Origin of the sequence: Metabacillus sp. B2-18 (assembly GCF_021117275.1) — a bacterium.
In the GTDB taxonomy this organism is placed as follows: domain Bacteria; phylum Bacillota; class Bacilli; order Bacillales; family Bacillaceae; genus Metabacillus.
In genome coordinates this window covers 1,459,959-1,485,803 of the sequence record NZ_CP088245.1, presented here as the reverse complement: position 1 = coordinate 1,485,803, position 25,845 = coordinate 1,459,959, and the positions used below count along the sequence as shown (strand labels likewise).

At 35.0% G+C, this 25,845-nt stretch carries 22 protein-coding genes; 8 read left to right on the top strand and 14 right to left on the bottom strand.

The window, feature by feature from the left end; all coding sequences use genetic code 11:
• Positions 1 to 286: 286 nt before the first annotated feature.
• The 3 genes from LPC09_RS07490 to LPC09_RS07480 all read right to left on the bottom strand — a co-directional run bounded on the left by LPC09_RS07490 (position 287) and on the right by LPC09_RS07480 (position 3,119).
• The gene (locus LPC09_RS07490) at positions 287 to 1,438 is read right to left on the bottom strand and encodes a glycerate kinase (RefSeq protein WP_098795335.1); all 1,152 of its coding nucleotides are present in this window, start codon (positions 1,436 to 1,438) and stop codon (positions 287 to 289) included.
• Between the two features lie 74 nt (positions 1,439 to 1,512).
• Positions 1,513 to 2,715: an alanyl-tRNA editing protein gene (locus LPC09_RS07485; RefSeq protein WP_231309329.1), complete on the bottom strand. Its 1,203-nt coding sequence runs from the start codon at positions 2,713 to 2,715 to the stop codon at positions 1,513 to 1,515.
• A gap of 173 nt (positions 2,716 to 2,888) precedes the next feature.
• Complete coding sequence (locus tag LPC09_RS07480) at positions 2,889 to 3,119, bottom strand: hypothetical protein (RefSeq protein WP_098795333.1); 231 nt, start codon at positions 3,117 to 3,119, stop codon at positions 2,889 to 2,891.
• 148 nt (positions 3,120 to 3,267) lie between these two features.
• Here LPC09_RS07480 and LPC09_RS07475 point away from each other — a divergent pair, with 148 nt between their 5' ends.
• Positions 3,268 to 3,525, top strand: a complete 258-nt coding sequence (locus LPC09_RS07475) for an alpha/beta-type small acid-soluble spore protein (RefSeq protein WP_098795332.1) — start codon at positions 3,268 to 3,270, stop codon at positions 3,523 to 3,525.
• Between the two features lie 35 nt (positions 3,526 to 3,560).
• Here the strand turns inward: LPC09_RS07475 and LPC09_RS07470 are convergent, their stop codons facing one another.
• Together LPC09_RS07470 and LPC09_RS07465 are read right to left on the bottom strand one after the other, a co-directional pair.
• A complete protein-coding gene (locus tag LPC09_RS07470; protein WP_098795331.1) occupies positions 3,561 to 4,283 on the bottom strand; it encodes an HAD family hydrolase in 723 nt (240 codons plus the stop codon).
• Positions 4,284 to 4,339: 56 nt separating this feature from the next.
• On the bottom strand, positions 4,340 to 5,437 hold the full coding sequence (locus LPC09_RS07465; protein WP_098795330.1) for a GntR family transcriptional regulator: 1,098 nt from the start codon (positions 5,435 to 5,437) through the stop codon (positions 4,340 to 4,342).
• A 411-nt stretch (positions 5,438 to 5,848) separates the two neighbouring features.
• On the opposite strand from LPC09_RS07465, the gene LPC09_RS07460 reads away from it, so the two are divergent.
• Complete coding sequence (locus LPC09_RS07460; protein WP_098795338.1) at positions 5,849 to 7,210, top strand: YjiH family protein; 1,362 nt, start codon at positions 5,849 to 5,851, stop codon at positions 7,208 to 7,210.
• 101 nt (positions 7,211 to 7,311) lie between these two features.
• On the opposite strand, the gene LPC09_RS07455 is transcribed toward LPC09_RS07460, so the two are convergent.
• The 3 genes from LPC09_RS07455 to LPC09_RS07445 form a co-directional block, all read right to left on the bottom strand.
• Positions 7,312 to 7,563, bottom strand: a complete 252-nt coding sequence (locus tag LPC09_RS07455; RefSeq protein ID WP_098795329.1) for a biotin/lipoyl-containing protein — start codon at positions 7,561 to 7,563, stop codon at positions 7,312 to 7,314.
• Positions 7,564 to 7,609: 46 nt separating this feature from the next.
• A complete protein-coding gene (locus tag LPC09_RS07450; RefSeq protein WP_176550962.1) occupies positions 7,610 to 8,872 on the bottom strand; it encodes a Glu/Leu/Phe/Val family dehydrogenase in 1,263 nt (420 codons plus the stop codon).
• A 74-nt stretch (positions 8,873 to 8,946) separates the two neighbouring features.
• Positions 8,947 to 10,140 (bottom strand): ornithine--oxo-acid transaminase, encoded by a 1,194-nt coding sequence (locus tag LPC09_RS07445; RefSeq protein ID WP_098795328.1) that lies wholly within the window; start codon positions 10,138 to 10,140, stop codon positions 8,947 to 8,949.
• Positions 10,141 to 10,352: 212 nt separating this feature from the next.
• On the opposite strand from LPC09_RS07445, the gene LPC09_RS07440 reads away from it, so the two are divergent.
• Positions 10,353 to 11,768 (top strand): sigma-54 interaction domain-containing protein, encoded by a 1,416-nt coding sequence (locus tag LPC09_RS07440; RefSeq protein ID WP_231309328.1) that lies wholly within the window; start codon positions 10,353 to 10,355, stop codon positions 11,766 to 11,768.
• Between the two features lie 32 nt (positions 11,769 to 11,800).
• Here the strand turns inward: LPC09_RS07440 and rocF are convergent, their stop codons facing one another.
• On the bottom strand, positions 11,801 to 12,709 hold the full coding sequence (gene rocF, locus LPC09_RS07435; protein WP_231309327.1) for an arginase: 909 nt from the start codon (positions 12,707 to 12,709) through the stop codon (positions 11,801 to 11,803).
• Positions 12,710 to 13,033: 324 nt separating this feature from the next.
• Between rocF and LPC09_RS07430 the strand changes: the two genes are divergently transcribed.
• Entirely contained in the window at positions 13,034 to 13,825 is a 792-nt protein-coding gene (locus tag LPC09_RS07430; protein ID WP_098795325.1) for a formate/nitrite transporter family protein, read from the top strand.
• A 200-nt stretch (positions 13,826 to 14,025) separates the two neighbouring features.
• Here the strand turns inward: LPC09_RS07430 and LPC09_RS07425 are convergent, their stop codons facing one another.
• A complete protein-coding gene (locus LPC09_RS07425; RefSeq protein WP_098795324.1) occupies positions 14,026 to 14,643 on the bottom strand; it encodes an acetate uptake transporter in 618 nt (205 codons plus the stop codon).
• 188 nt (positions 14,644 to 14,831) lie between these two features.
• Entirely contained in the window at positions 14,832 to 16,547 is a 1,716-nt protein-coding gene (locus LPC09_RS07420; RefSeq protein WP_231309326.1) for an ABC transporter ATP-binding protein, read from the bottom strand.
• A gap of 193 nt (positions 16,548 to 16,740) precedes the next feature.
• Between LPC09_RS07420 and LPC09_RS07415 the strand changes: the two genes are divergently transcribed.
• On the top strand, positions 16,741 to 17,790 hold the full coding sequence (locus tag LPC09_RS07415; protein WP_231309325.1) for a lactonase family protein: 1,050 nt from the start codon (positions 16,741 to 16,743) through the stop codon (positions 17,788 to 17,790).
• Positions 17,791 to 18,059: 269 nt separating this feature from the next.
• Here LPC09_RS07415 and LPC09_RS07410 read toward each other — a convergent pair whose 3' ends face one another.
• Together LPC09_RS07410 and LPC09_RS07405 are read right to left on the bottom strand one after the other, a co-directional pair.
• Entirely contained in the window at positions 18,060 to 18,455 is a 396-nt protein-coding gene (locus LPC09_RS07410) for a VOC family protein (protein WP_098795321.1), read from the bottom strand.
• 49 nt (positions 18,456 to 18,504) lie between these two features.
• Positions 18,505 to 20,295 (bottom strand): ABC transporter substrate-binding protein, encoded by a 1,791-nt coding sequence (locus LPC09_RS07405; RefSeq protein WP_098795320.1) that lies wholly within the window; start codon positions 20,293 to 20,295, stop codon positions 18,505 to 18,507.
• Positions 20,296 to 20,392: 97 nt separating this feature from the next.
• Here LPC09_RS07405 and LPC09_RS07400 point away from each other — a divergent pair, with 97 nt between their 5' ends.
• The 3 genes from LPC09_RS07400 (at position 20,393) to liaG (ending at position 23,244) form a co-directional block, all read left to right on the top strand.
• Positions 20,393 to 21,649, top strand: a complete 1,257-nt coding sequence (locus LPC09_RS07400; protein WP_098795319.1) for an MDR family MFS transporter — start codon at positions 20,393 to 20,395, stop codon at positions 21,647 to 21,649.
• A gap of 127 nt (positions 21,650 to 21,776) precedes the next feature.
• On the top strand, positions 21,777 to 22,247 hold the full coding sequence (locus tag LPC09_RS07395; RefSeq protein WP_098795318.1) for a YndM family protein: 471 nt from the start codon (positions 21,777 to 21,779) through the stop codon (positions 22,245 to 22,247).
• A 151-nt stretch (positions 22,248 to 22,398) separates the two neighbouring features.
• Positions 22,399 to 23,244 carry a LiaG family protein gene (gene liaG / locus LPC09_RS07390; protein WP_098795317.1) on the top strand — a complete coding sequence of 282 codons (846 nt, stop codon included), beginning with the start codon at positions 22,399 to 22,401 and terminating at the stop codon, positions 23,242 to 23,244.
• A gap of 54 nt (positions 23,245 to 23,298) precedes the next feature.
• Here liaG and LPC09_RS07385 read toward each other — a convergent pair whose 3' ends face one another.
• Positions 23,299 to 25,809 (bottom strand): DEAD/DEAH box helicase, encoded by a 2,511-nt coding sequence (locus LPC09_RS07385; RefSeq protein WP_231309324.1) that lies wholly within the window; start codon positions 25,807 to 25,809, stop codon positions 23,299 to 23,301.
• Positions 25,810 to 25,845: the final 36 nt, after the last annotated feature.

Sequence of the window (25,845 nt, the reverse complement as noted above, 5' to 3'; positions counted from 1 at the left end):
AGGTGCCGCAATTGCCGCATCGTAAGTTATAGAGTTTTAAACCACCACTCCTACAAGTGGGTGTTCGCAGAAGGTTTCATATCGTCCTCTTCATAATGGAGGCTTGATAGTCCGTCTTCAATGTAAAACTCCCTATTTCAGCTTAAAGGTTAAAACTTTATAAAAAATGCGTACAGCGCAGCTTGTATAGTTATAATACTAGAAATTGTAGGTGAATGCAATAGGAGATTTTTCCACCCCATTACTTTAGGGATAAACCTTTTTATAAATTCATGTTGCTTGCCTATTAACTCTTTTTAATAGTGATTATAGGTAAGGTAAGCAATTTCATAATAGATTCAGCACGATCAGCAATCCACTGGGCAGAATGTTCAAAAGCTTCCTCTAAGGAGCAAGGGCCAGGAACAATTGAAAAGGCAGCATATATTCCTAATTCATCTAGCTCTTTTTGGCTCAGTTGAATTGTTCCACAGAGACCTATAACTGGAATCTTCTTTTCTCTAGCTTTATTCGCAACTCCTTTTATTACTTTCCCGGATAATGTTTGCGAATCTAATTTCCCCTCACCTGTGATAAGTAAATCAGTTTGATCTAGCAAATTATCAAACTGACTTACTTCTAATATTACATCAATTCCTGATCTTAGTTTTGCATTACAAAAGGCAATTAGTGCAGCTCCCATACCTCCAGCAGCACCTCCACCAACAAACTCTCTCATATTGATATTTTTTTGCTTTAACACAATTTCACTAAAATGAAACAAAGCTTGATCAAGCTGATGTACCATTTCTGGTGTGGCTCCTTTTTGAGGTCCAAAAACTGCTGATGCACCATTCGGTCCACAAAGAGGATTTGTTACATCGCTAGCAATTGTTATTGTTGACTCAAATAATCTTGGATCTAAATTTGTGTCATCATAAAACGCAAGATCTATTAAGGAAGCACCACCATCTTTTAGGACTTCATTAAAGCTATTATAGAATTCTACTCCTAGTGCCCTAAGCATTCCAACACCACCATCATTTGTTGTGCTACCACCAAGTCCAATAATGAATTGACGATAACCCGCGTCTAAGGCGTGCTTTATTAGTTCACCAGTACCAAAGCTAGTTGAAATCATCGGATTTTTTTCTGTATCTTTTAAAAGGGGAAGTCCTGATGCTTGTGCCATCTCAATCACAACTGTTTTTTTATCACCTAAAACCCCATAAACTGCATTAACTTCTGCATTTAAAGGACCACGGACATTAACACGATTCAACTGACCATTACACGCAGCCACCAGGTTGTCAACAGTCCCTTCCCCTCCATCAGCTAGAGGCAGGAGACAAATTTTTGCATTTGGATGAACGCGTAGAATTCCTTCTTTAACGGCTTGACAAATATCATACGCTGAAATTGATCCTTTAAATGAATCTGGAGCAACGATTATTTTCAACTTGATCGTCTCCTTTTTAATTCTATTGTTAAAACAGTCATTGAAGCACACTCTTACACTTAGGCTAAATCACCTTACAATACCTGATGAGTTAACACTCTCATTAGCTCTTCCATCACCTGATCTGGTGGTAACAGTCGATCTCCGCCTCCTTGTACAAAGAAAGGCTTTCCTCCACCTTTACCGTTAATCAACGATAATACCTCTTTTAAGACAGAATTCACATTAATGTTAGTATTTTCACTTCTAGCACAAACAAGTTGTAGCTTCTCTTGATGTTCAGTTATAAACATAACAATAACATCTGGATATGTAATTAAGTCCCTTGCTAAAGTTTGCAATTCACTTAATGTACGATCTTGAAATATGGTAGAAATTAAAAAAAATCCATTCCATTTTACCGCATTGTCTAATCTTTCTTTTACTTCATATCGAATTAATTTATTTGATAAGTCTTTTACCTGCTCTTCTAATTCCTTAGTATTATGTAAAAGCCTTAAAACAGCATTAGGAATCATTTCCTGCCGAGCACTTAATTGTGTTGTCAATGTTTGTATTACTTCATTTTTTTGATGAAGCTGTCTTGTTACTCTACCACCACAAACAAACTGAACACGCGTATATTTTTTCTGTTTTTCACTTGTTAGTATTTTTAATAAGCTAACCTCACCTGTTGATCTAGGGTGAGTTCCACCACAGCCGTTGTAATCATATTCTGGAATTATCACAAGACGAATGTCTTCACTAACGGCTAATTCTTTCCGAAGGTGGAAACCTGATAATTCCTCTTTTTTATCCACCCATTTTGTCAAAATGGGTCTATTCTCTAAGATGATTTTATTTGCCAATGTTTCCGCTATATGTATTTCTTCATCTGTAAGGGATGACGTATCAAGATCGATCGCACATATTTCTTCACCAAGGTGAAAGCTTAATGTTTTATAGCCTAGGTTGTCCTCAAAAGCCGCAGTTAGAATATGTTGCCCGGCATGTTGTTGCATATGATCAAACCTTCGATCCCAATCAATCACACCGTTTACTTCTTTCACATTTATACTAGTTTCCATATAGTGACGAATCTCACCATCAACCTCTTCCACCCTTAGCACGTTTATATCATGTAATGTTCCTTTATCAAATGGTTGCCCACCACCTGTTGGATAAAAGGCAGTTTCTTGTAATACAACAAAATAGCCGGATTCATCATGGTTGCTCTTAATCACTTTCGATGAAAATTCAGTTTGATAAACATCATCGTAGTATAGCTTTTTAGTCATATAGCCCACTCTCTTCTACAGTTCTTATTTAAGAAAACTTTGTCAGAAAAAATCATGAAACACGTAATCTTCAATATTAAGAATAAAGTGTATTGGTACCATCCAACACACGCCTATCAATTGACAAGTTTTCTTTATTTTTACTATAGCATAAGAACAAGAGATCTTCGGGACTACTCACCTATATTATTCTCAAACCACTCCTGTAATTGTTCTAAAGATGTAAACGTGAATATTTCTTCTCCGTTTTGACCGTTATCGTCCCCTGCATTTCCTCTTAATGTGATTTGACCCTCATCTTCTGAAAGCAATATCGCATAAGGATGCTCAACATTTATATATCTTGAATCAAGGTCTTGATCAAGCCACCTTTTACTTTTTAAAAAATCATGACAATGTTTCAATGAAAATCCTCCTTTTTCTTATTACTATTTTTTATTGTTGACTTATTAAGTAATAAAAATCATTCATTTATGACAGAAAAATATTAATAAAATATTTTCTCATAGAAAAAACTTACGATAGGGAAACTGATATCAAGGGGGTTATATAATGGCAAATAGAAATAAGTTACTTGTCCCTGAGGCAAGAGAACAAGTAAACCAATTAAAAGCAAGAGTTACAAATACAACTAAACCGGAGCAGGCTAAATATGAAGCAGCAAAAGAATTAGGAATTCCTTTGCATGAGGGGGACAATGGAAAGTTATTATCCAAACAAGCCGGTAAAGTTGGTGGCAAGCTTGGTGGCGATATGGTCCGAGAAATGATTAAGCTAGCTGAGCAACAGTTGAAGAATGAAAGAAATTGAATCATTATTTTCTTATAAAAACAAAAAACAAGGGTTTAATTACGCCCTTGTTTTTCATCAAAAAGTAAAAACTCTTTTTCATTCATAATAATCTCATTTGGTACATGCTTTGTTTGTGGTTGTCGATTTCGATGATTAAACCAAACACACTTCCATCCTACTTCAATCGGCGGAACAATGTCATTTTCCCAAGTATCTCCGATGTACAGGCATTTACCTGGGTTAATATTCATTTTCGTATGAACATGTTCAAACACACGGCTATCAGGCTTAGCCATTCCAATTCCATCTGAAATAAAAATGTGCTCAATTGGAATTAACTGATCTATTTTTAGTGCCTTTAACTTGTTCATTTGATGGTTCACAGGTCCGTTTGTAATAACTCCAACAAACGGTTTAGTTTCTATTAATTGCTTTAACAATAAGAGAACAGTTCCAAATGGCTTTATTTGTTGTTGCTCTTGTTCATAACGCTCTTGTATAGCCAATGCTTGATCGTCTGTAATAGATATTTGATAATCTAAGAATGTACGTGTTAGTCGTTGTATTCTTAACTCTTCAAGACTTAATTCACCTTTTACATGTTCCTTCCAAAGTAGGTCACTATAATGTCTGACTTTTTTATAAAACTCTTCTGCCTTTGAACGAGGTAAACCAACTTGATAATATTCAAGGGCGTTTTGGAAAGGCAATAATGAATCATATAAAGTATCGTCCAAATCGAAAAAAACTGCTTCAGAATTTTTTATACTATTCATATCCCGCACTCCCGTATCTCTATATCCCTTTTTAAATAATAAAAAAAGAGTAGGCTTTATTTTGAAATAGCTTTGGTTGAACTTCGAATAACTAATTCAGGCTGATAAACTTTTTGATAAGTACCAGCTTTATCTCTATTTTCTACTGCAGAAACAACCCATTTTGCCGCTTCAACTCCCATTTCCATTTTCGGATGAGTTACAGACGTAATCTTTGTCTCAGAAGCTTCAGCTAAATAAGAATCATCATAACCTACAATAGAAATATCTTCAGGAACCTTTAGTCCTAGTTCACGCAATAAATTAAGAACACTAATAGCTACCTCATCGTTATAACACACAATTCCAGTTGGTCTTTCGCCAGATAATAGAACACCTTTAAGTTTGTTTAGAAACTCCTCTTCTTTTTGCTCTGTTGTATACGTAATAATCATTTCAGGAAAGAACGCAATATTCTTTTCTCTAAAAGCTCTAATGAACCCCTGCATACGATTTAAACCCTGAATATCATCACTTTTGAATAAGCCGATCACCTTTCGATGACCTAGACCAATAAGATGATCTGTTGCAATATATCCACCTTTTTCATCGTCTAAAATAATATGCGGCGGATTTAATTGTGGGTAGTACTGATTGATCATTAAAAAAGGTGTATTATTTTGCTCCATTTGCAGATAGTAATGTAAATTTGGATTATAACTACTACTTCTAGTTGGTTCTACAATCAAGCCATCTACATTTCTATTTATCATTGTTTCAAGGCATTGCCTTTCTTTTTCAGGATTGTTATCAGTACAAGCAAAGGTTAACGAATAACCTTGTTGTGAGAGATGTGATTCAATTCCTTTAATAATGGATGGAAATATGTAATCAGTAATATATGTTGTTATAACACCAATATTTTTACCGGTTGGAGGCATACGTTTAGCTTCTGTTCTGCGGTTTGCGACAAACGTTCCTGCACCCTGTTCTCGATATAAATACCCCTCATGTACCAAATCTCCTACAGCTTGTCTAACTGTATGTCTACTAACTTCAAACATTTTGACAAGTTCATTTTCCGAATAAATCTTTTCCCCTGGTAAAACCTTTCCCTCATTAATCCATTCTTTAATTTTTTGTTTTACCATCCCGACTTTCGTTTGTTGCGCCATTATGTCACCACTTTCAGCTTGTATGTTACCGTATAACTTATTCGTACAACTGCTTTCATTATTATATACTACTAAGGACTATTAATAAAACGTTAATTATTATAGCAAACTGTTAGATATATCCACTTTATTTTAAAAGAAAACATTTCATCAGCAAAATTTTTTTGCACATAAATGCCACCTTATTTGGCATTTTATCTTTCTTTCAAATAAAATAAGTGAGAAAATAGATTGGTTCTTTCTTGGCATAAAAATTGCATGATATTTAGTAGAAATACGATATTAGGTTTACTTAGAGATTAAGAAGGATTTTTATCAAATATACGATAAAGACCTTAAGAAGCTTCATATTTAAGATTAGTTAATACGTCGGAGAACACGTATAAAAGGAGAGGTGTTTTTGTGGAAAAAATGTTAAAAAAGGAAGTTGAGCAAAGAAATACATATAAGACAATCGATTATTTACAGTTCATTATTCCATCATTACTAGGAATTTTACTTTTTGTCATTCCTATATCAATTAACGGAGAAATATCTGTTACAGTTGCTCTACTAGCAAATTTTATTCAAACTCTTCTCGGAGAAACATTACCCTTTATCGCAACATTTATTATATTTTTAACTGCTGTAGTCTCTTTGTATACGAAGGTTTTTCAACCAAAAAAAATAATCAACCAATCATTTTTAAATAAACTTTTTAATGTTTCCTGGATTTGGCAAATAACGAGAGTATTAGGGATGATTTTCTCAGTATCTGCTTTATTTCGTATAGGTCCTTCCGCTGTGTGGAGTGAAAATACAGGTGGATTGCTTTTATACGATTTAATTCCTGTTTTGTTTTCAGTCTTTCTCTTTGCAGGTATACTTCTACCGCTGCTTCTCGATTTTGGATTATTAGAGTTATGTGGAGCACTTTTCACAAAAGTAATGAGACCACTATTCACACTTCCTGGACGATCATCTATTGATTGCTTAGCCTCTTGGCTCGGTGATGGTACGATAGGAGTACTTTTAACTAATAAACAATATGAAGATGGCTATTATACAAAACGCGAAGCAGCGGTCATCGGTACAACCTTTTCCGTTGTATCCATTACCTTTACAATCGTCATTATGTCGTATTTAGAGTTGGAAGCATACTTTGGCAGTTTTTATCTAACTATTGTACTTGCAGGTATCGCATGTGCACTTATCAGTCCAAGAATCCCTCCCTTATCACGCAAATCTAATACTTATATTGGTGAAGTCGAAAAAGAGGATGAGCTAATTCCTCCTGGTGTGTCAAGCTTCAAATGGGGGGTCAACCGTGCTGTTCAAGAAGCAAAAAAAGTTAAGTATTCGAATGTCATAAAAGGTGGAGTTGAGAATGTAGTTGATATGTGGTTAGGTGTTTTACCAATTGTTATGGCAATCGGTACACTTGCACTAATCATTGCTGAATACACTCCATTATTCAGTATTCTTGGTACTCCATTTATTCCATTATTGGAGATGATGCAAATTCCTGAGGCTGCAGAAGCATCACAAACGATGGTGATTGGATTTGCAGATATGTTTTTGCCTGCTATCATTGGAAGTGGAATTGAAAGTGAAATGACACGTTTTGTCATTGGCTGTTTATCGATCACACAATTAATATATATGTCAGAGGTCGGAGGGTTGCTATTAGGATCTAAACTCCCGGTTTCTTTTCTTGATTTAGTGATGATCTTCCTTCAACGTACAATTATTTCTCTACCAATTATTGTGCTAATGGCACACATCGTATTTTAATCTTTATTTTTGATAAGATAGATTAACTAAAGAAAAGAAGCCCTATTCCAGAACTGGAACGGGGCTTCTTTATTGATTTTTTGAGTCTAAAAACTTTTCAATTAATCAGACCCAGTTATTTTATTATCATCATGCAATCTAGCTAAGAATGAACACCTGTATACAGGATCTCCAGCCTTCACAGAAATATCCTTTACTAGCCCACTAGCACCAATTGTTATATTAACTACATTTCCTTTATCTGTTTTTATCTGAAAAAGTGTTTCCCATTCATAAACATACTCATTTTCATTAATACAAACTTGTGAGACAACTCCATCATCAAGACTTTCAATAGAATAAATATGATTCATACTAACCTTCCACTCCTCATTTATAACAAGTATAAAAAGCCTTTTCTTAAACCCATCCTCTATATCTTGATGCTTCAGCCATCATTCGAACTCCAACCATATAGGCCGCTAACCTCATGTTAACATTTCTGGACTCAGCAAGTTCATAGACTTGATTAAAAGATTCAATTAATACTTTATTTAACTTTTGTAATACCTCTACTTCTGACCAGTAATAACCCTGATTATTTTGCACCCATTCAAAATAAGAAACAGTTACACCACCAGCACTTGCCAACACATCAGGTACGAGTAATATACCTTTATCAGATAGTATCTTTGTTGCTTCCCAGGTAGTTGGACCATTAGCTGCTTCTACAACAATCTTAGCATTTATATCATTTGCATTTTCTACAGTAATTTGATTTGATATAGCTGCTGGGACTAAAATATCACATTCTAACTTTAAGAGCTCTTCATTTGAAATCGTTTCATTGAAAAGTGTTGTTACTGTACCAAAACTATCTCTTCTATCCAATAGATACTCTATATCTAATCCATTCTGATCATACAAGGCTCCATAAGCATCTGAAATACCAATCACTATAGCCCCTGCATCATTCATCATTTTCGCTAAAAAGCTACCTGCATTTCCAAAGCCTTGAATAACAACTTTTGCTCCTTTAAGCTCGATACCCTTTTTCTTTGCAGCTTCTTCGATACAGATGGTTACACCAAGTGCTGTTGCCTTTTCTCTACCATGAGATCCGCCCAATACTAAAGGTTTCCCTGTGATAAATCCTGGTGAATCATACTCACGTAAACGACTATATTCATCAACCATCCAAGCCATAATTTGTGAATTTGTATAAACATCAGGGGCTGGTATATCTTTGGTTGGTCCAACAATTTGACTAATAGCACGTACGTATCCCCTGCTAAGCCGCTCTAATTCCGTTTGAGACATATTTCTGGGGTCACAAACAATTCCACCTTTTCCACCTCCATACGGGAGACTGACAATTCCACATTTCAAGCTCATCCACATCGATAGGGCCTTTACCTCATCCTCGTCAACATGAGGATGAAAACGAATCCCACCCTTAGTCGGTCCTACAGCATCATTATGCTGTGCTCGATAGCCGGTAAAAATCTTTGTTGACCCATTATCCATTTTGACTGGAATTCTAACTGTCAACATTCTTAATGGTTCTTTTAATAATTCGTACATTTCTTCTGGATATCCTAAATGATTTAAGGCTTCTTTAATTACGACTTGCGTGGATGAAAATAAGTTTAAAACCTCATTTTTTTGAATAGTTGTATTCAATTGTCATCACCTCATATGGAATAAAAGCTTATAAAGTTTCTTAATAAGATATAATTGACGAGCTCTTAAAACACTTATGATAATACACGCTTAATACGATCAATCGCCCAATCTAGCTCCTCTTCATTTATAACTAATGGTGGGGCAAAACGAATAACAGTATCATGTGTTTCTTTACACAATAAACCATTTTCCTTTAACTTTTCACAATAACTACGTGCAGGCTCCGTTAACTCTACCCCAATAAACAAGCCTCTGCCTCTTATCTCTTTAATAATAGGATTGTTAATTTCTTTTAGGCGTTCCACAAAATAGTTTCCTAGCTTCAATGAACGATCAACTAGATTTTCTTCCTCTATCACATCAAGTGCAGCAATTGAAACAGCACATGCAAGAGGATTACCTCCAAATGTAGATCCGTGTGAGCCAGGGTTAAATACGCCTAAAACATCACGATTAGCTACCACACATGAAATTGGGAAAACTCCCCCACCTAGTGCTTTCCCTAAAATATACATATCAGGTACAACATCTTCCCAATCGCAAGCAAACATTTTTCCAGATCGCGCTAATCCAGCTTGAATTTCATCGGCTACAAACAAAACATTGTTATCTTTACATACTTGATATGCTTCTTTTAAAAACCCTTCTCTCGGAATATTAATTCCGGCTTCACCTTGAATTGGCTCGAAAAGAAATCCTGCTGTTTGCGGGGTAATCGCTGCTTTTAGAGCTTCTACATCACCATAAGGAATTAGTTTAATTCCTGGCAACATCGGCCCAAATCCTTTACGATACTCTTCTTCAGAGGATAAAGAAACAGCTGTCATCGTACGTCCATGAAAGTTACCTTCACAAGCAATAATCTCAGCTTGATTATCAGCAATCCCTTTCACCTGATATCCCCATCGTCTTATTGCTTTTATAGCTGTTTCCACAGCCTCAGCACCTGTATTCATTGGTAGTGCCATTTCCTTTTTAGTGATTCTTGCAATTCTCTCATACCATGGACCTAACTGATCATTATGAAAAGCACGGGATGTTAAGGTAACGCGGTCCGCTTGATCTTTTAATGCCTGAATAATCTTAGGATGTCTATGGCCTTGGTTAACGGCTGAATAAGCACTTAACATATCCAAATATTTGTTACCTTCAGGATCTTCCACCCATATTCCCTCTGCTTTTGATATAACAATTGGTAGAGGATTATAGTTTTTTGCACCAAATTGTTCTGTCTGAGTAATCACTTGTTCTGTTTTTGTTGTCATTGTATATTCCTCCTTGTAACTAATAAGTCATTTCTTATCTATCTATTATGCAATATCTATGCCAACATTAATTCCCCTAGTTTCATTGGTTACTCAGCATCCTATCGCAAATTTTTTTTACACCATCAACTCACCATAATTACTTTTGTGCAAATTATCATTGCACCCCCTCTTTTATATGATCTATTCTTATTCTAGGAGGGTGGAAAAAAATGAAAATAGAAAATTTAACGAATGCTGAAATGCAAGCCATTATTCAAACTTTGGTGAATATGATCGACATCGGAATACATGTAGTAAATAAAGATGGTAAAACAATTATATATAATAAAAAAATGGCTGATATTGAAGAGATGGATCCAAATAACGTACACGGCAAAAATATTCTTGAACTGTTTAAATTTAATAATGAGACTGAGAGCACTCTCATTTCAGCTCTACGAGGTAATGCTACAAAGAAGTCAAAACAAACGTATTTTACCCACAATGGTCAAGAAATTACGACAATTAATGATACCTGCCCTTTATATGATTCTACTCAGCAAATATGCGGAGCAATCGAAGTAGCCAAGGATATTACAAACCTTGAGCGAATTATTAGAGATAATATCCTTAAAAAGGGAGACACAAAATTCACGTTTGATCACATTATTGGAAAAAGTATAAAGATTGCAGAAGTTATTGAAGCTAGTAAACGAGCAACAAGAACTTCATCTTCAATCCTTATTGTCGGTGAAACCGGCACCGGAAAAGAGCTTTTTGCCCAAAGTATTCATAATGGGAGTAAGCGTTCCTCCTATCCATTTATTAGCCAAAATTGTGCTGCATTACCTGAAAGTTTAATAGAAGGTATTCTCTTTGGCACAAAAAAAGGAGCTTTTACCGGATCAATTGAAAGACCAGGTTTATTCGAGCAAGCTGAGGGTGGAACGTTGCTTCTTGATGAAATCAACTCGTTAGATCCAACACTTCAAGCAAAGCTTCTTCGTGCTCTCCAAGAAAAAGCCATTAGAAGAGTTGGAGATACAAAAGATAAGAAAATAGATGTTAGAGTTATTGCAACAATCAACGAAGATCCAATCGATGCCATTGCTAATGGTCATTTACGAAAAGATCTTTTTTATCGCTTAAGTGTTGTCTCATTATTCATCCCTCCACTAAGGGAACGTAAGGATGATACTCAAATACTTGCACAGTCATTTTTGAAAAAATTTAATCATTTATTTGACATGAACGTAAAAAGCATCAGCAAACATGTATTAGCTTTGTTTGAAGTCTATGATTGGCCTGGAAATGTCCGCGAACTTGAACACATCATTGAAGGTGCAATGAATTTGATGGAGCCTGAAGAAGTAATCATTGACGTTCCACATTTACCAATTTCCTTTAGACAAAAAGGTACTGAACTAGTTGATCCAGCTGTATATGATGAAAATCAATTCTACGAAAAGGATAAAGAAGAATCAAAAGAACTCCTAACACTTGAAGACTATATGACAAATCGCGAAAAAGAATATCTTGAAAAAATATTAAAAGAGCACGACTATAATATCTCCCAAACCGCAAAGACGTTACAAATTAGTAGACAGAGTCTTCAATATCGTTTAAGAAAATTTAAACTTAAATAAAACTGGCGAAGGGGGTACTCCCCTTCGGTCTGTTATAATAATTTTTCTCCAAAAAGTGAGCCCATTAACGCTACCGCGACAGTAGCTGTTTTATTTTTTTCATCTAAGATTGGATTAACCTCTACAAATTCAGCAGAAGTTATTAATTTTGATTCTTCTAAAATTTCCATTGCTAAGTGACTTTCTCTATAACTTATTCCACCTAAAACTGGCGTTCCAACTCCTGGTGCCTCATCCGGATCAAGTCCATCTAAATCAAGCGATAAATGTACTCCATCTATGTTTCTAGCTTTTAAATAATCGATTGCTTCTTCCATTACCTTTGTCATACCTAAACGATCAATTTCATGCATTGTATAGACTCTAATCCCTTTTTCACGGATAAGTATTTTCTCTCCTTCATCTAAAGAACGGGCACCAATGATCACGATGTTTTCCGGCTTAATTTTCGGGGAATATCCAGCTATATTTGTTAAATCCGGATGACCTATACCTAAACTTACTGCTAAAGGCATTCCATGAATATTACCTGATGGAGAGGTGTCTCCTGTATTTAAATCTCCGTGTGCATCATACCAAATGACACCCAGGTTATCATAATGCTTAGCAATACCAGCTAGTGTACCAATTGCAATGCTATGATCACCACCAAACACTAATGGAAATGATCCCTTTGCTACAACCTCATCAACTGATTCAGCAAGTTTTTCACTTGCTATCGTAACAGCCTTTAAATATTTGAGGTTATTTCCAAGAGTTGCTTCTTCATCTTTACCTGGTCTGCCAATCTCTATATCTCCTTTATCATGAATCTCATAATCTAGCTCTTCTAACCTTTCCACAACACCTGCATAACGAATAGCACTAGGACCCATATCTACTCCACGTCTTGATTGTCCTAAATCCATTGGTACCCCTATGATTGAAATATGATTTTTCATCCAAACCCCTCCTTTTTTTCCAATTGTATCTTATGGGTAATTCTTGACTCAACTTGACATCTTTATGTATAAATATGCACATATATACAAAAATAGATATATAAATATAACTATATTTAAATTAAAGTATCTAAAAATAAGCGTTTTCAATAATAAACTACAATTTCAATATAATAACACTCGAACAACTTTTCCGTTTTATTTTTAAATTATTTATAAAAAAAATTTTTAAAAGAACAATAATAGTGACTTTCATCACATTAATTCTTTCAATTTTTCATTAAAATTTAAATCCTAAATACATATATTTGGAGCGTGAATGACTTGGAAAATAAGGCTTTACTGCAAGTTGAGAAGCTAGCTCTAAAGAAACATAAGATCTTTCATAAAAGTCCGCTTCGATACCTATTACGTTCAATGCTTGCTAGCATGTTTATTGGTTTTGGAGTTATTGTTGCTTTCAAGGCAGGAAATTTCTTTTATATTGAGCATTCTCCCTTTGCTTACCCTATTGCAGCACTAACGTTTGGTGCTGCCATTATCTTAATCGCTTATGGTGGTGGTGATTTGTTTACTGGGAACACATTCTATTTCTCTTACACAGCTTTTCAAAAGAAAATGCGTTGGGCTGAAGTAATTAAGCTTTGGACCACAAGCTATATTGGAAACATTTTAGGAGCATGTTTTTTTGCATTTTTTATTTTTTCAACTGGATTATTTTCAGATAAAGAAACAACAGGTTTTTTATTGAGTGTCGCTGATAAAAAAGTTCATCTTCCTACCTATGAGTTATTTTTTCGAGGAATTCTGTGTAACTGGTTGGTTTGTTTGGCATTTTTTATCCCAATGAAACTTCAAGGAGATGGAGCTAAGCTATTTACGATGATGTTATTTGTGTTTTGCTTCTTCATTTCTGGATATGAACATAGTATTGCAAATATGTGCACGTTTGCTATTGCTTTTGTTTCTAATCCACCTGAAAGTTTTACGCTCGCTGGAGTTATTCATAATTTGATTCCTGTAACAATTGGAAATTTAATTGGTGGTGGAGTTTTAATGGGATGGATGTACTACTTTGTAAATAAACCTTTTATGGGTGAAGAAAATGAGGAATAAATGGATATCTAGCTCAGGTTTACAAGTGGACTAACCCTTATTTCTAAGATTTAACTTCGATTCTTGGGAGTTTACCTTCGATTTCTGGTGACTTATCCTCGATTCTGAGGAATTCACCTTCGATTTCACCTAACTTATCAACGATTCTACAATATACGACAAATAAAATGGAGACTAACAAATGTCAGCCTCCATTTCTTTTACTTTTTAAATAAACCAAACGGCTTCCCAATCGGTAAGACAACTTGGCCGAAATGTGTATTTAAAACAACAGCTGCAGATCCGTAAAAAGATAGCAAGGCGATGATTAATTCTGAAACGGCGGCAAGCATATGTGTTGCCTCAGGCATCACACCAAGCGTGCTTAAAGATAAGCCGATGAACAAGAAATCGATGAAAACAAAAATGAAAAATAATACCTTATGAGTTTCCATTGCACCTATTGTCATATAAACGCTAAAGATTAGGTAACCGATGAATGCGACACCTAACTGCTTTGGATCAGCATTTGCTGCTAGTTCTTCACCAAATGCTCCTAATTGAATTAACCAAGACATTCCAACACCGAACCAAAATAGACCAAAAGCTCCAAATGCAGTTGTCCCAAAGATGTTGTTATGTTTAGCATCTTGAACACATGCGAATAATTGAGCTAGTCCACCTAAGAAGAATGCCCATGGTAAAATAAATGAAACTCCATCTGTTAACCCTAACTTTTGTGAAGAAGCAACGAGCGTTACCATTGCCAGTCCAAATAAACCTAACGCTGAGGGATCTGCTGTTGTAATTTTAACTTGTTGTGTATTATTACTATTCATAACTTCCTCCTAAAAAAACATACTTAAATAAAATACAGAAGTTAGTATGCCATGTCAATCTGTTTTAAAGAAGTCGAATAATTGAAAAAACCAAGAAAAATGCACCTTCCCTTGGTATATTTGAACTGTAATCGCAACCAATTTTTTAAAAAAATTAGTAAAAAAGATGGAACAAAAAATGCCCCATCTTATCTCTGAAATTGAACACGATGAAGATTAGCAAAAATCCCGCCTTGTTCAATCAATTCATCATGTTTCCCTTGTTCCGCTATTCCGTCCTCAGTTACAACAACAATACGATCCGCGTTTCGAATTGTAGCAAGACGGTGAGCAATGACAAGAGTTGTTCTGTTTTTTGATAGCTCTGTTAGTGCTTTTTGAATGATAAGCTCTGTTTCGGTATCTAATGCTGACGTTGCTTCATCCAATATTAAGATAGGTGGATTTTTCAAGAACATTCTTGCAATGGCAATTCTTTGTTTTTGTCCACCTGATAACTTTAAGCCTCTTTCACCAATTTGAGTATCGTAGCCAAACGGTAGTGATTCGATGAAGCTTTCTAGATGTGCACGTTTTGCTGCTTCTTCAATGTCCGCTTGAGTAGCATTAAGTTTTCCATAAGCGATATTTTCTCTTAAGGTACCTGTAAACAAAAACACATCTTGTTGCACAATTCCAATCTGTGAACGCAGAGAATGCTTTGTCATATTCCGTATATCAATGCCATCAATTTTTATTTCTCCAGATTCTACATCATAAAATCGTGGAATTAATGAACAAATTGTGGTTTTCCCTGCTCCTGATGGACCAACAAATGCAACGGTTTCTCCAGTTGAAATGGATAGATTGATATTATTTAATACGCGTTTATGTTGATCATAACCAAAGGTGACCTCATTGAACGCTATATCCCCTCGTAATGATTTTACTTCAACTGCGTCATTTACATCCTTTACATCAGGGTCCATGTCAAGCAACTCTGTAAAACGTTTAAATCCAGCCATTCCTTTTGGATACAATTCCATTAAAGCACTGATTTTATCGATTGGTTTAAACAGGACATTCACATACAAAACAAATCCAACAAGCTCACCATATGTTAATTGTCCTGTGTAACTTAACCATGCACCTACTACGAGAACAGCCAATGTAACAAATCTTGTCATCATATAAATTCCTGATAAACTATAGGACATTACTTTATACCCACCAAGCTTAGCTTTACGGAATTTTAAATTATTTACAGAGAAACGTTCATTTTCGAATTTTTCATTTGTGAAAGATTGCACAACTCGAACACCAGAAACACTATCTTCTACTCGTGAGTTTACATCAGCAATTTCACCGTACATTTTCTTCCAGGCCTTATTCATCTTTAAATTACTTACAATCATAAGCCATCCTAAAAACGGGAAAATAATCAACGCAACCAACGCAAGCTTTACATTTACGGTGAACATAATCCAAAAGGCCCCTACAAAGGTCATAATGGAAATAAATAAATCTTCCGGTCCATGATGCGCTAGCTCACCAATATCCATGAGGTCATTTGTAATTCGACTCATAATATTTCCTGTTTTGGTATTGTCAAAAAACTTAAATGATTGCTTTTGCACATGTTGAAACAATTGTTTTCTCATATCTGTTTCAATATTAATTCCGAGCATATGTCCCCAATAGTTCACGATATATTGTAAGAACGTGCTAATAATATATAACACAAGCAAGGCGATACTAACAGAAACTATTGCCGACCAGTTTTCACTAGGAAGCAACGAATCGATAAACCACTGAACAGCTAATGGAAATGCTAACTCCAAAAGAGCCACGATAATAGCACTACTAAAATCAATAATAAATAATTTCTTATGAGGTATATAATACGAATAAAACCGCCTTAGCATGAATCTTACTTCCTTTCATTTTCATATAAATACTATTATATTAGCATAGCCTGAATAATTGATAGAATCATTTTGTACTTCAAGTGTAAATTTGAAACTCTTCGGCTTAATATCAAAAACAGTCATTAATGTTGTTGAACAGATGAAACTAACGATATAATGAGAAATAGTACATTTGAAAGGAGTTAAAAAATTGGCAAAATTAATCGGTTATGTTGGTACATACACAAAAGGTGATAGTAAAGGAGTTTACAGCTTTACCTTAGACACAGATGCAGGAAAACTAAGTGATGTTAAAGCTGTTGCTGAATTGGACAACCCTACATATGTAAATTTAAGCCAAGACAATAAAAATCTTTATGCAGTCGTAAAGGAAGGAAACCAAGGCGGTGTTGCATCCTATGCTGTTGACAGTATAACAGGTGATCTTACAGCCATTAATCAACAGCTGCTTGACGGTGCTTCACCATGTCACGTAAGTGTAGACAGTCAAAACAAACAAGTTGTGACGGCTAACTACCACAAAGGAACAGTAGAATCCTTTTTAACGAATGAAGATGGCTCGATCAATTCTGTTGTTTCGGTTAATGAACATACTGGCCAGGGACCACATGAAAGGCAAGAAAAACCTCATACTCACTATTCAGGCTTCACTCCTGATGAAAAATATGTCGTTGCAGTTGATCTAGGAATTGATAAAATTATCACTTATAAAATTAACAATGGACAGCTGGAAGAAGCTCATACATTACTTGTGAAAGCTGGTAGTGGCCCAAGACATATAACATTCCATCCGAATGGAAAATATGCTTATGTGATGACAGAATTAAGTAATGAAGTGATCACATTAAGCTATACCTCTGACACAGGCGTGTTCACAGAGCTTCAATACAGCCCAGCCATTCCTGAAGATTTCACGGACAATAGTCAAGGCAGTGCGATACACATTTCATCTGACGGCCGTTTTGTTTATGCTGGCAACCGCGGGCATGATAGCATTGCTGTTTATAGTGTAAATCAAGAAAATGGTGAACTCTCATTTATAGAATTTACATCAACAGAAGGAAATTGGCCTCGTGATTTCGCGCTGGACCCTACTGAAAAATTCATTGTAGCATCTAACCAAGAAAGTAGTAACCTTGTATTATTTGCACGAGATACAGAATCAGGGAAACTTCGTTTGCTCGACTCACAAGTATCTGTTCCTGATCCGGTTTGTGTGAAGTTTTTGAATGTAAAATAAAGGATAAAGGATGAGCTTAGCATGAGCTCATCCTTTTTTATCCACTCAAAATAAGGGGAATAAGGGGCAAAATTGACATGTCATTTTCCAAAAAGAACGTTTTTCATTCATGAAGTACATTTTTATAGGGATGATTGACTGAAATGGTCTTCATCACCCTATTGAAGTACATCATTCAAACAATCCACACTCGTTATGGTCTTCATTACTTTGATGATGTACATCCCCTAAGCAATCCACACTCGTTATGATCTTCATGCCCCAACACTTCACTTATTCATCGTTTCTTGATCTACATTAAATTCAATTAAATTAAAATCAGGGTCCATACAAAAAATTTGCGCAAATCCACTTTTACTTTTTGGTTTTTCCAAAATTTGAACTCTTTGTTCTTTCAAGTGTTCAAGAGTTTCCTCATAATCTTTTACTCTAACAGCAAAGTGACCTTCTCTTGAGTTCAAATCATTGACTTTTCGTAGTGTTGAAGAACCTTCATCCACAATTAAATGTAGTTGCTGAGGCCCAATTTGATACCATGCACCTGGAAAGTCAAATTTCGGTCGCTCTATTTCTTTAAAGCCTAGAACTGATCCATAAAATTGTTTCGCTTTTTTTAAATCTGTTACAGAAAGACTAACATGATGAATACCTTCGGATCTTATCAACAAGATTCACTCCTTATTTCATTTTCTATATTTTTAAAAATTTAATTACCTACGGAATATAAATTGAATAACTTGATGAACTCTCTGTATCAGGTTTGACCCATAGTGACCGTAAATCCGGCATTCCATATCCTGAAACTTCAATACCTTTTAATGCCTTATGATAATTTTGTTCTTCAATTGTGTGATAGGTCTGAACAATATATGCTTCTTCTCTTAACCAATCTTCAATTTTCTGAAACCCGGCTGAACGCTTATTTAAATCATCTAAGGATATTAAACAATTAAGCTTTTCATCGATCTGTTGCTTTGTTTTAGAATCTAGTGCCATTCTAAGCACACTATTATCACTTGAATACATCATATAAAGACTAAGCTCCTCGTTTATCTCAAAGGTTTCACCCGTATAAATAACATCGTAAAGACCAAATACCTTTTTCTCATAAATTTCAGAGGCTTGAATGACCGACACCTCAATGTTAAGACCTATTTGCTGACAGTGAACTTTCAGCCATTCCATGTCTTCTTTTGCTTCTTTAAAATTAAATGTTGCCACTTTAAGCATTTGTCCCTCATAACCACTTAAAGACAGTAATTTTTTTGCTTGCTGTAGGTCGTTATGCAGATGATTAACGATTTGTTTACTTCTGTCTAACCTAAAACTATATGCAGGAAATTGCCTTGGATATCCGAGCTTCTCTACAAGATTCAAAGGGTCAATGATTTGTTGAAATGCCACCCGAAAATCTTTATTATGATGAAAACCATTTTTTTTCAAATTAAATACGAAAAAAAAGCTTCCAAGCTCTTGGTATGTAGCTGTTTCATGCTCAGCGGAATAAACTACTTCCTCTTTCTTATATGGTTGTTCTTTTAAATTCGGCATATGCCAAACTTCGATTGTATCTAGGAAAGGCCTCCCTTGAAAGTGTTGAGAAAATGCCTCTAGTACAAGAAGATGTTCTTCATTTTTTTCCACTTGATATGGCCCTGTTCCAATCGGTTTTAAAAGATCTATTTCTACGTCATGTGGAATGATAGATGAAAAGAAACTACTCATAACATCAAGGAACATATAATTTGGCTTCTTCAAAGTAACTTGTATTGTAATATCATCAATCATTGTTACGTTTTCCACACATTCAAACAGAGTGTGATAAGGAATTTCTTTATTCGTTCTTAGTCTCTCCAGTGTATATTGAACATCTTTCGCTTGAAGTACTCGACCGTGGTGAAACATTACACCTTTGCGTAAATAAAAGGTCCATTCTTTTCCATCATTCTCTTCCCAGGCTAGGGCAATTCCCGGAGTATACGATTTACTCTCTCGATCATAGCGAACAAGTGGATCAAAAATATGCTGAACGATATGAGCTTCATGAACAATTCCAACAAAAGCAGGATCTAACGTATGAATTTTCATACTCTGAGGAATTTTCAATGTATCTCGTCGACCTGTGGAATGGGTGATAGACTTTAATCCAAAATGACTGTGCATATTATGTAATAGTTTTTCTTTTATTAATTGTGGGAATTGAATACTCATAATATATGAGTATGCTTCTTCAAAATTTTTTTCAGTGAGCAATCTTTGCACATTATTTATAGCGGCTTCTTGCAATGAAAGATAAAAAAGTAAAGTTGATTTTCTTCCTCTTCCTTTTTGAGGCTTCCATTGAAGATAACCAAACTCCATCATTTTCTTCATCGAGATATTTGTATTTCGCATCGTACAAGAAAGATATTGCGATATTTCCCCTGTTGTTGTTTCAATGTTTTCTTCTTCCTTGTACCCTTGATAGGCTAATCGCAAATTAACATAATGTTCAATAAGATTCATAGTTCCTCCTAAAATACGAAATCATGTTAACACCGTTTACAGTTTTTCTTCTTGTTTTTTTCATTATAATAAAAAATGAAGAAAGAAGGTAGATAGCATGAAATTTCGTGACTTACATTCAACGATAAAACTCAGATTGATCACAGATTTTTTCACTGACATTACTCAAATGTCCATCCTCCCATTTATGGCCATTTATTTTAGTACTCATGTTGGAGCTGGAATGACTGGAATACTACTAATGATTAACATTTCTATTTCTATTGTCGTTGGTTTATATTCTGGTTTTCTTTCAGATCGTATCGGTCGCAAAAAAATGATGGTCATAGCACAAGTGATCCAAGTTATCGCACTATCCGTGATGGCATCCGTCAACTCACCATGGTTTACTTCCGTTTGGATTACCTATTTGATGTTTGTATTTAGTAACACGAGCTCTAGTTTAATTGGGCCTGCAGCAAATGCAATGATTATTGATATTAGCACTGAAAAAGAAAGGCCATTTATTTATGGTCTCGGTTATTGGACTGGAAACATTTCGATTGCATTAGGGGCAGCAATTGGTGGTCTACTTTTTGAAGATTATAAGTTCTTCCTTTTTCTTTTGTTTCTTATTGTTAGCGGCATCACTTTGCTTCTTATCATCTTCTTTATTGATGAGACATTAACTAAAACTACGGTAGATTCAAAAATAGTTCAAAAGGAATTAGGAATCATCAATCACTATATTGCCGTTATAAAAGATCGTGGCTTTATGTTATTTGTGCTAGCGACCATTTTCACAATGTCTTTGGAATTTCAGCTTGATAAATATGTAGCAGTAAGGTTAAAAAATGAATTTCACACTTACTTTTTCTCAATTGAAATAACAGGGATTAAGATGTTTGGACTTATTATGCTCATCAATACCATTACGATTGTTTGCACCACTTTATATTTATCAAAATGGTTAAGTAAATATAATTCGAAAGTGGTTTTAACCATCGGTCTCTCTATTTACGCCTGCAGCTTTAGTATACTTGCATTCAGTAATTCCTTCAGTTTACTTGTTTTATCAGCTCTTTTGTTTACTCTTGGCGAACTTATGTATTCACCTGTACGACAAACGATTTTAGCTGGAATTGTTCATGAACAAGCAAGAGCTTCATATATGGCAGTAGATAATCTTTCTTATAACGTGGCCATGTTATTGGGTAGCTTCGGATTAACGCTAGGAGCATTTATTCCATCTAAAGCAATGGCGATTGTATACTTTGGGCTGGGTATTATAGGGTTACTTTGCTATCGTTATTCAATTAGTATAAAGGAACGAAAATCGATAGAGCAAAATAAAAGTTTATATAATACGCATTAATTGAAAAGTTGATTCAGTTGAATCAACTTTTTTATGTATTACACATCTACCAAAATTCCTTCTTTAGTAAACAGAACTGCATGAACTTTTCTGTTTTGACCAAAATAACCAATGAGGAGGTTTTTACATGAATCATGCGACAATACTATTAATTAAATTTGTGACATGCATTATCGCCTTTGGAATTGGCCTTGATTTGTTTTTTGATGCCACAATCGTTGATATTGTTTCTTTTAGTTTATTCGTAACAATTGTTTCATACGCCGTTGGTGAATTAGTGATTTTGCCTCAGTTAGGTAAAAGAGCTGCTGCAATTGCTGATTTTTTACTTACGTATCTTAGTGTTTGGGTTTTCGGAAGCTTCCTTTTTGAAAGCTATCTACAAGTAGCATGGGGAAGTATCATTTCTGCTGTAATCATTACAGGTGCAGAAATCTTTGTTCATCTTTTTGTTGGAGAACGTCAAAACACCACATCCTTTTCTGCAAGCAGAAATCCTGTTTTGAATTCAAGATTAGCGTTTGGAACTGAGATGGCGGAAGATGAAAATCTAAAAGATGTTTCCAACTTATTAAAAAGGAAGGAAGAAAATAAATAGCTTCAAATCATGACGGTGGTGAAAAAGATCAGAATAAATATACTACGCCTCAAGCCCTAGTTAAAATAAAGCTAGGGTTCATTGTTGTGTTCCTTACTTTTCCTTATGATAGAGATAACAACAAATTGTACCGAAAGGAAAGGTTAACAGTATGAAAAAATTATTTTTGCTTTTGTTTTTTATCGGAGGTTTGTTCCTCATCATTCATTCAAACACTACTTGGTTTGTTTTTGGAGGAAATGGTTCTTCAGCAAAGGTTTCAAATAAAGTAGATAAAATTGAATTAGATATTACTGGAGCTAGCACGAAAATTATTCCTGAAAATACAGATCAAGTAAGGGCTGAGTTAGAAGGAAAAGGGAAAGTAGTGGTAACAGAGAATGGAGATACAATTACTGTAGAATCAAAATCTCAAAAATGGTTTCACATATTTTCTATGTTTAATAAGACTGAAATAACCGTATATATTCCAGAGGATTATCAGAAGGAACTTATTATTGATAGTGGCTCAGGTAATGTTTCTTTCAATGGTCAGTCAAAGATGAAATTGGATGCTTTAACAATCGACATGAGTTCGGGCAATGTGCAAATTAGTAAGTTAACAGCAAATGTTTTGGAGCTTGACGGATCATCAGGAAATGTTAACCTGTCATCTATCTCAACTGAATCTGGGATTTTTGATATGAGTTCGGGCAATCTTACCATTAAAGAACATACTGGGAAAGTAGAGGCTGATCTTTCCTCTGGGAAAATAAACCTAGAAATGAACAAACTGATTGATTCGATCGATGTTGAAATCAACTCTGGTTTAGCAACAATCCATCTTCCATCTGATGCAGACTTTACTCTTAATGGAAGTATTGGTAGTGGTCACATTTCTTCTGATTTTGATCTAAAAGATCTACAAAAAAATTCAGATGGAATGTACGGTGTATATGGTTCTGGTAAACACCAAGTCAACATTGATGTTTCAAGTGGAAAAGTAGAGATAAACTAAATATAAATAGAGGATAACGATTAGGATGATATCCTGTTAGTTATCCTCTTCTCATTAATAACGGGAATTCTTTTTTTCTTTCCTGTCTTTTCGTTCAAAGTGACATTCATTACATATTTGAAACTTAAATTTATAAGACAAATTTTTCCCACAAACTTTACATACTTTCTTTGTTATTTGAACACCCGACTTTAGCTGCTCATGAATTTTGTCACTAATTTCTTCTCGTAGTCTTTCCCAGTAATGAGCTTCAGTATTTCGACCTAACTTATATAAAAATAATAAATGTAGGCCAATTGATTTATAAGAGAGTTCAAGTTCTTCTAAACCTGAATCTTTTATTAAAGGATCTGGTAGGTCCTCTCCATCAACAATTGCTTCTAGCTTTTGTTTCCATTGAGCTCTAAGAGTTGGTTCATTCGTTGAAAAAGGTAAATGTAAAAAGCCATATAAATCAGCCATTGATAGTTTTGCTTCAATAATGGTGTCTTCAATCATTTCATACAATAGCTTTTCTTCTGCCAGGGAAGCTTTTTTTGTTCCCTTTGGGCTTTTAAATTGATCCCATAAATAGAAAAACAAACCAAGCTTTCGTGAATATTTTTGAAAGCGGTCAAGGACACCTGTTGTCGGGGCAATTGCGAAACCTTGTAGTGGTTCATCCTCTTGATCTAGAAGACGGGCCATTGATTTTGGGTTGTGTACAAATGCAACCTTCCCTATATTATAAATTCCCCTCCTGCCGGCACGACCGGCAATCTGTTTTACTTCTTGTGAGGTGAGCCACCTTCTTCTCGTACCGTCAAACTTATCATTTTCTAAAAAGACAATTCGCCGAATTGGTAAATTTAGTCCCATGCCAATAGCATCTGTGGCTACGATAACCGTCGTCTCACCATTAATAAACCTCTGCATTTGTTTTTTTCTTGTTTCAGGAGGCATGCTTCCATATATCATACTAACTTGACGACCTGTTCTTTGCAGCTCAGATGCTGTTTCAAGCACCCTCTTCCTCGAAAAGCAAACTAACGCATCTCCTCTTCTCGTTTGATTCAGGCGAAAAAGCTGTGGTTCAACTTCTAAAGGGATATCTCTAATATATTCATGTATTTCAATATCCGAGTCACCGAGAAGCTGTAAAATCATTGGTTTTGCATTAAAGCTGCAAATAATATGAACTTCTTTTGCATTTGCTTTTGTAATAGCTTTATACCAAGAAAACCCTCGATCTTTATCAGCAATCATCTGTGATTCATCAATCACCACCACATCATAAAAATTCTTCTCATAAAACATTTCAACAGTACAAGCTATGTGAGCAGCACCTTCAATTGTTTTTTCTTCTTCACCGGTTTTCAAAGAACATGGAACACCCTCGGCATTTAACTTTTCGTATATCTCAAGAGCAAGTAATCGAAGGGGAGCTAAGTATATTCCACTACTTGCGTCCTTCATACGTTGAATCGCCTGAAAGGTTTTCCCTGTATTTGTTTCTCCAACATGAAGAATATATTGGATATTTCGACCAGCTGGTGGATTATATTCTCTTCCAAAAATATCTTCAACCATTCTGGCTTCTTCTTCTTTTCTTCGTTTAATCTCTTCTAATTCTTGGGCAACCTTTCGTTCCCGTTCTAAAAGGTCTTGTTCAAATATTTTTTGATGTGCTTGAAGATCGAAAGGAGTATCAATAAGCTTTGTTAAATCTGTTACAAACTCTTCTAGTAAATCAGCGAAAAACTCTTCTGCAAGTTCCATAAATAAATCAAAGGCTATTTCCTTAAATAATGTATCTGGTACAGGCTCGTGAAAGACATGCTTATATTCATCAAAAAGGTTTGAAGATAATCGCTCTTTAATCCAATTTGGCCCAAAGTCAAACAAATAACCTGATATTAATCTTTCATACATTTCTGTCATGTCTTCTTCATATTGATGTCTGTTATAAGCTAGATGTGCTTCATCATATAAATATGTTGAAAATGTTAAACCTTCTGAAGCAATAACAACACCTTTTTGTTCAATTTCAATTGCGAGATGAGAACCAACTAAATAGCGAACATAAAGATATAACTCTTCATAGTGCTCATTAAGGAGTTCTTCTATATAAAATTCAAATTTTAAAATTAATTTTTTGGTAAGTTCCCGGTGCTCCTGCATTTTTCGGCGATCTTCGTACAATTCCTTTGCTTGCTCATATCTTTCGTTCCAATGATCACTATGATTCAAGAACTTTTCGTCTAACCAGTTTAGAACATGAAAAGGATCTACATCTCTTATTTCATTTCGAAACATTTGGTTTATTAGCTTTTTAGTTACTCCTTCTAAGTCAAATCCTCTTTCTATTAAAAATTCCTTTTTTTCATAGGTCGCTGCATGACTCGCTGTTGTATTTAACCATGAGTTTAACCAAATTTGATCAATATACTCTCCACGTTCTCTTACATATTGTTCGTATGAAGGTAATGTTTCCTTCTTTTCTAAATACTTATCTATATCCTCTAAAGCCTTGGTTTTAGTACGCTCTACTGCCATTGTATAATAACTTGCTAATATGTCATTCATGATAAAACTCCTTCACCATGTAGGTTATCTTTAGTT

Bases quoted from the DNA above. Each gene is read 5' to 3' on its own strand.
- LPC09_RS07445 (WP_098795328.1), bottom strand. From the start codon at position 10,140: ATGACAACAAAAACAGAACAAGTGATTACTCAGACAGAACAATTTGGT.
- LPC09_RS07405 (WP_098795320.1), bottom strand. From the start codon at position 20,295: ATGAATCTTATTGAACATTATGTTAATTTGCGATTAGCCTATCAAGGG.
- LPC09_RS07460 (WP_098795338.1), top strand. From the start codon at position 5,849: ATGTTAAAAAAGGAAGTTGAGCAAAGAAATACATATAAGACAATCGAT.
- LPC09_RS07470 (WP_098795331.1), bottom strand. From the start codon at position 4,283: ATGAATAGTATAAAAAATTCTGAAGCAGTTTTTTTCGATTTGGACGAT.
- liaG (WP_098795317.1), top strand. From the start codon at position 22,399: ATGAAAAAATTATTTTTGCTTTTGTTTTTTATCGGAGGTTTGTTCCTC.
- LPC09_RS07400 (WP_098795319.1), top strand. From the start codon at position 20,393: ATGAAATTTCGTGACTTACATTCAACGATAAAACTCAGATTGATCACA.
- LPC09_RS07440 (WP_231309328.1), top strand. From the start codon at position 10,353: ATGAAAATAGAAAATTTAACGAATGCTGAAATGCAAGCCATTATTCAA.
- LPC09_RS07465 (WP_098795330.1), bottom strand. From the start codon at position 5,437: ATGGCGCAACAAACGAAAGTCGGGATGGTAAAACAAAAAATTAAAGAA.
- LPC09_RS07455 (WP_098795329.1), bottom strand. From the start codon at position 7,563: ATGAATCATATTTATTCTATTGAAAGTCTTGATGATGGAGTTGTCTCA.
- LPC09_RS07420 (WP_231309326.1), bottom strand. From the start codon at position 16,547: ATGCTAAGGCGGTTTTATTCGTATTATATACCTCATAAGAAATTATTT.
- LPC09_RS07425 (WP_098795324.1), bottom strand. From the start codon at position 14,643: ATGAATAGTAATAATACACAACAAGTTAAAATTACAACAGCAGATCCC.
- LPC09_RS07385 (WP_231309324.1), bottom strand. From the start codon at position 25,809: ATGAATGACATATTAGCAAGTTATTATACAATGGCAGTAGAGCGTACT.
- LPC09_RS07395 (WP_098795318.1), top strand. From the start codon at position 21,777: ATGAATCATGCGACAATACTATTAATTAAATTTGTGACATGCATTATC.
- rocF (WP_231309327.1), bottom strand. From the start codon at position 12,709: ATGAAAAATCATATTTCAATCATAGGGGTACCAATGGATTTAGGACAA.
- LPC09_RS07475 (WP_098795332.1), top strand. From the start codon at position 3,268: ATGGCAAATAGAAATAAGTTACTTGTCCCTGAGGCAAGAGAACAAGTA.
- LPC09_RS07485 (WP_231309329.1), bottom strand. From the start codon at position 2,715: ATGACTAAAAAGCTATACTACGATGATGTTTATCAAACTGAATTTTCA.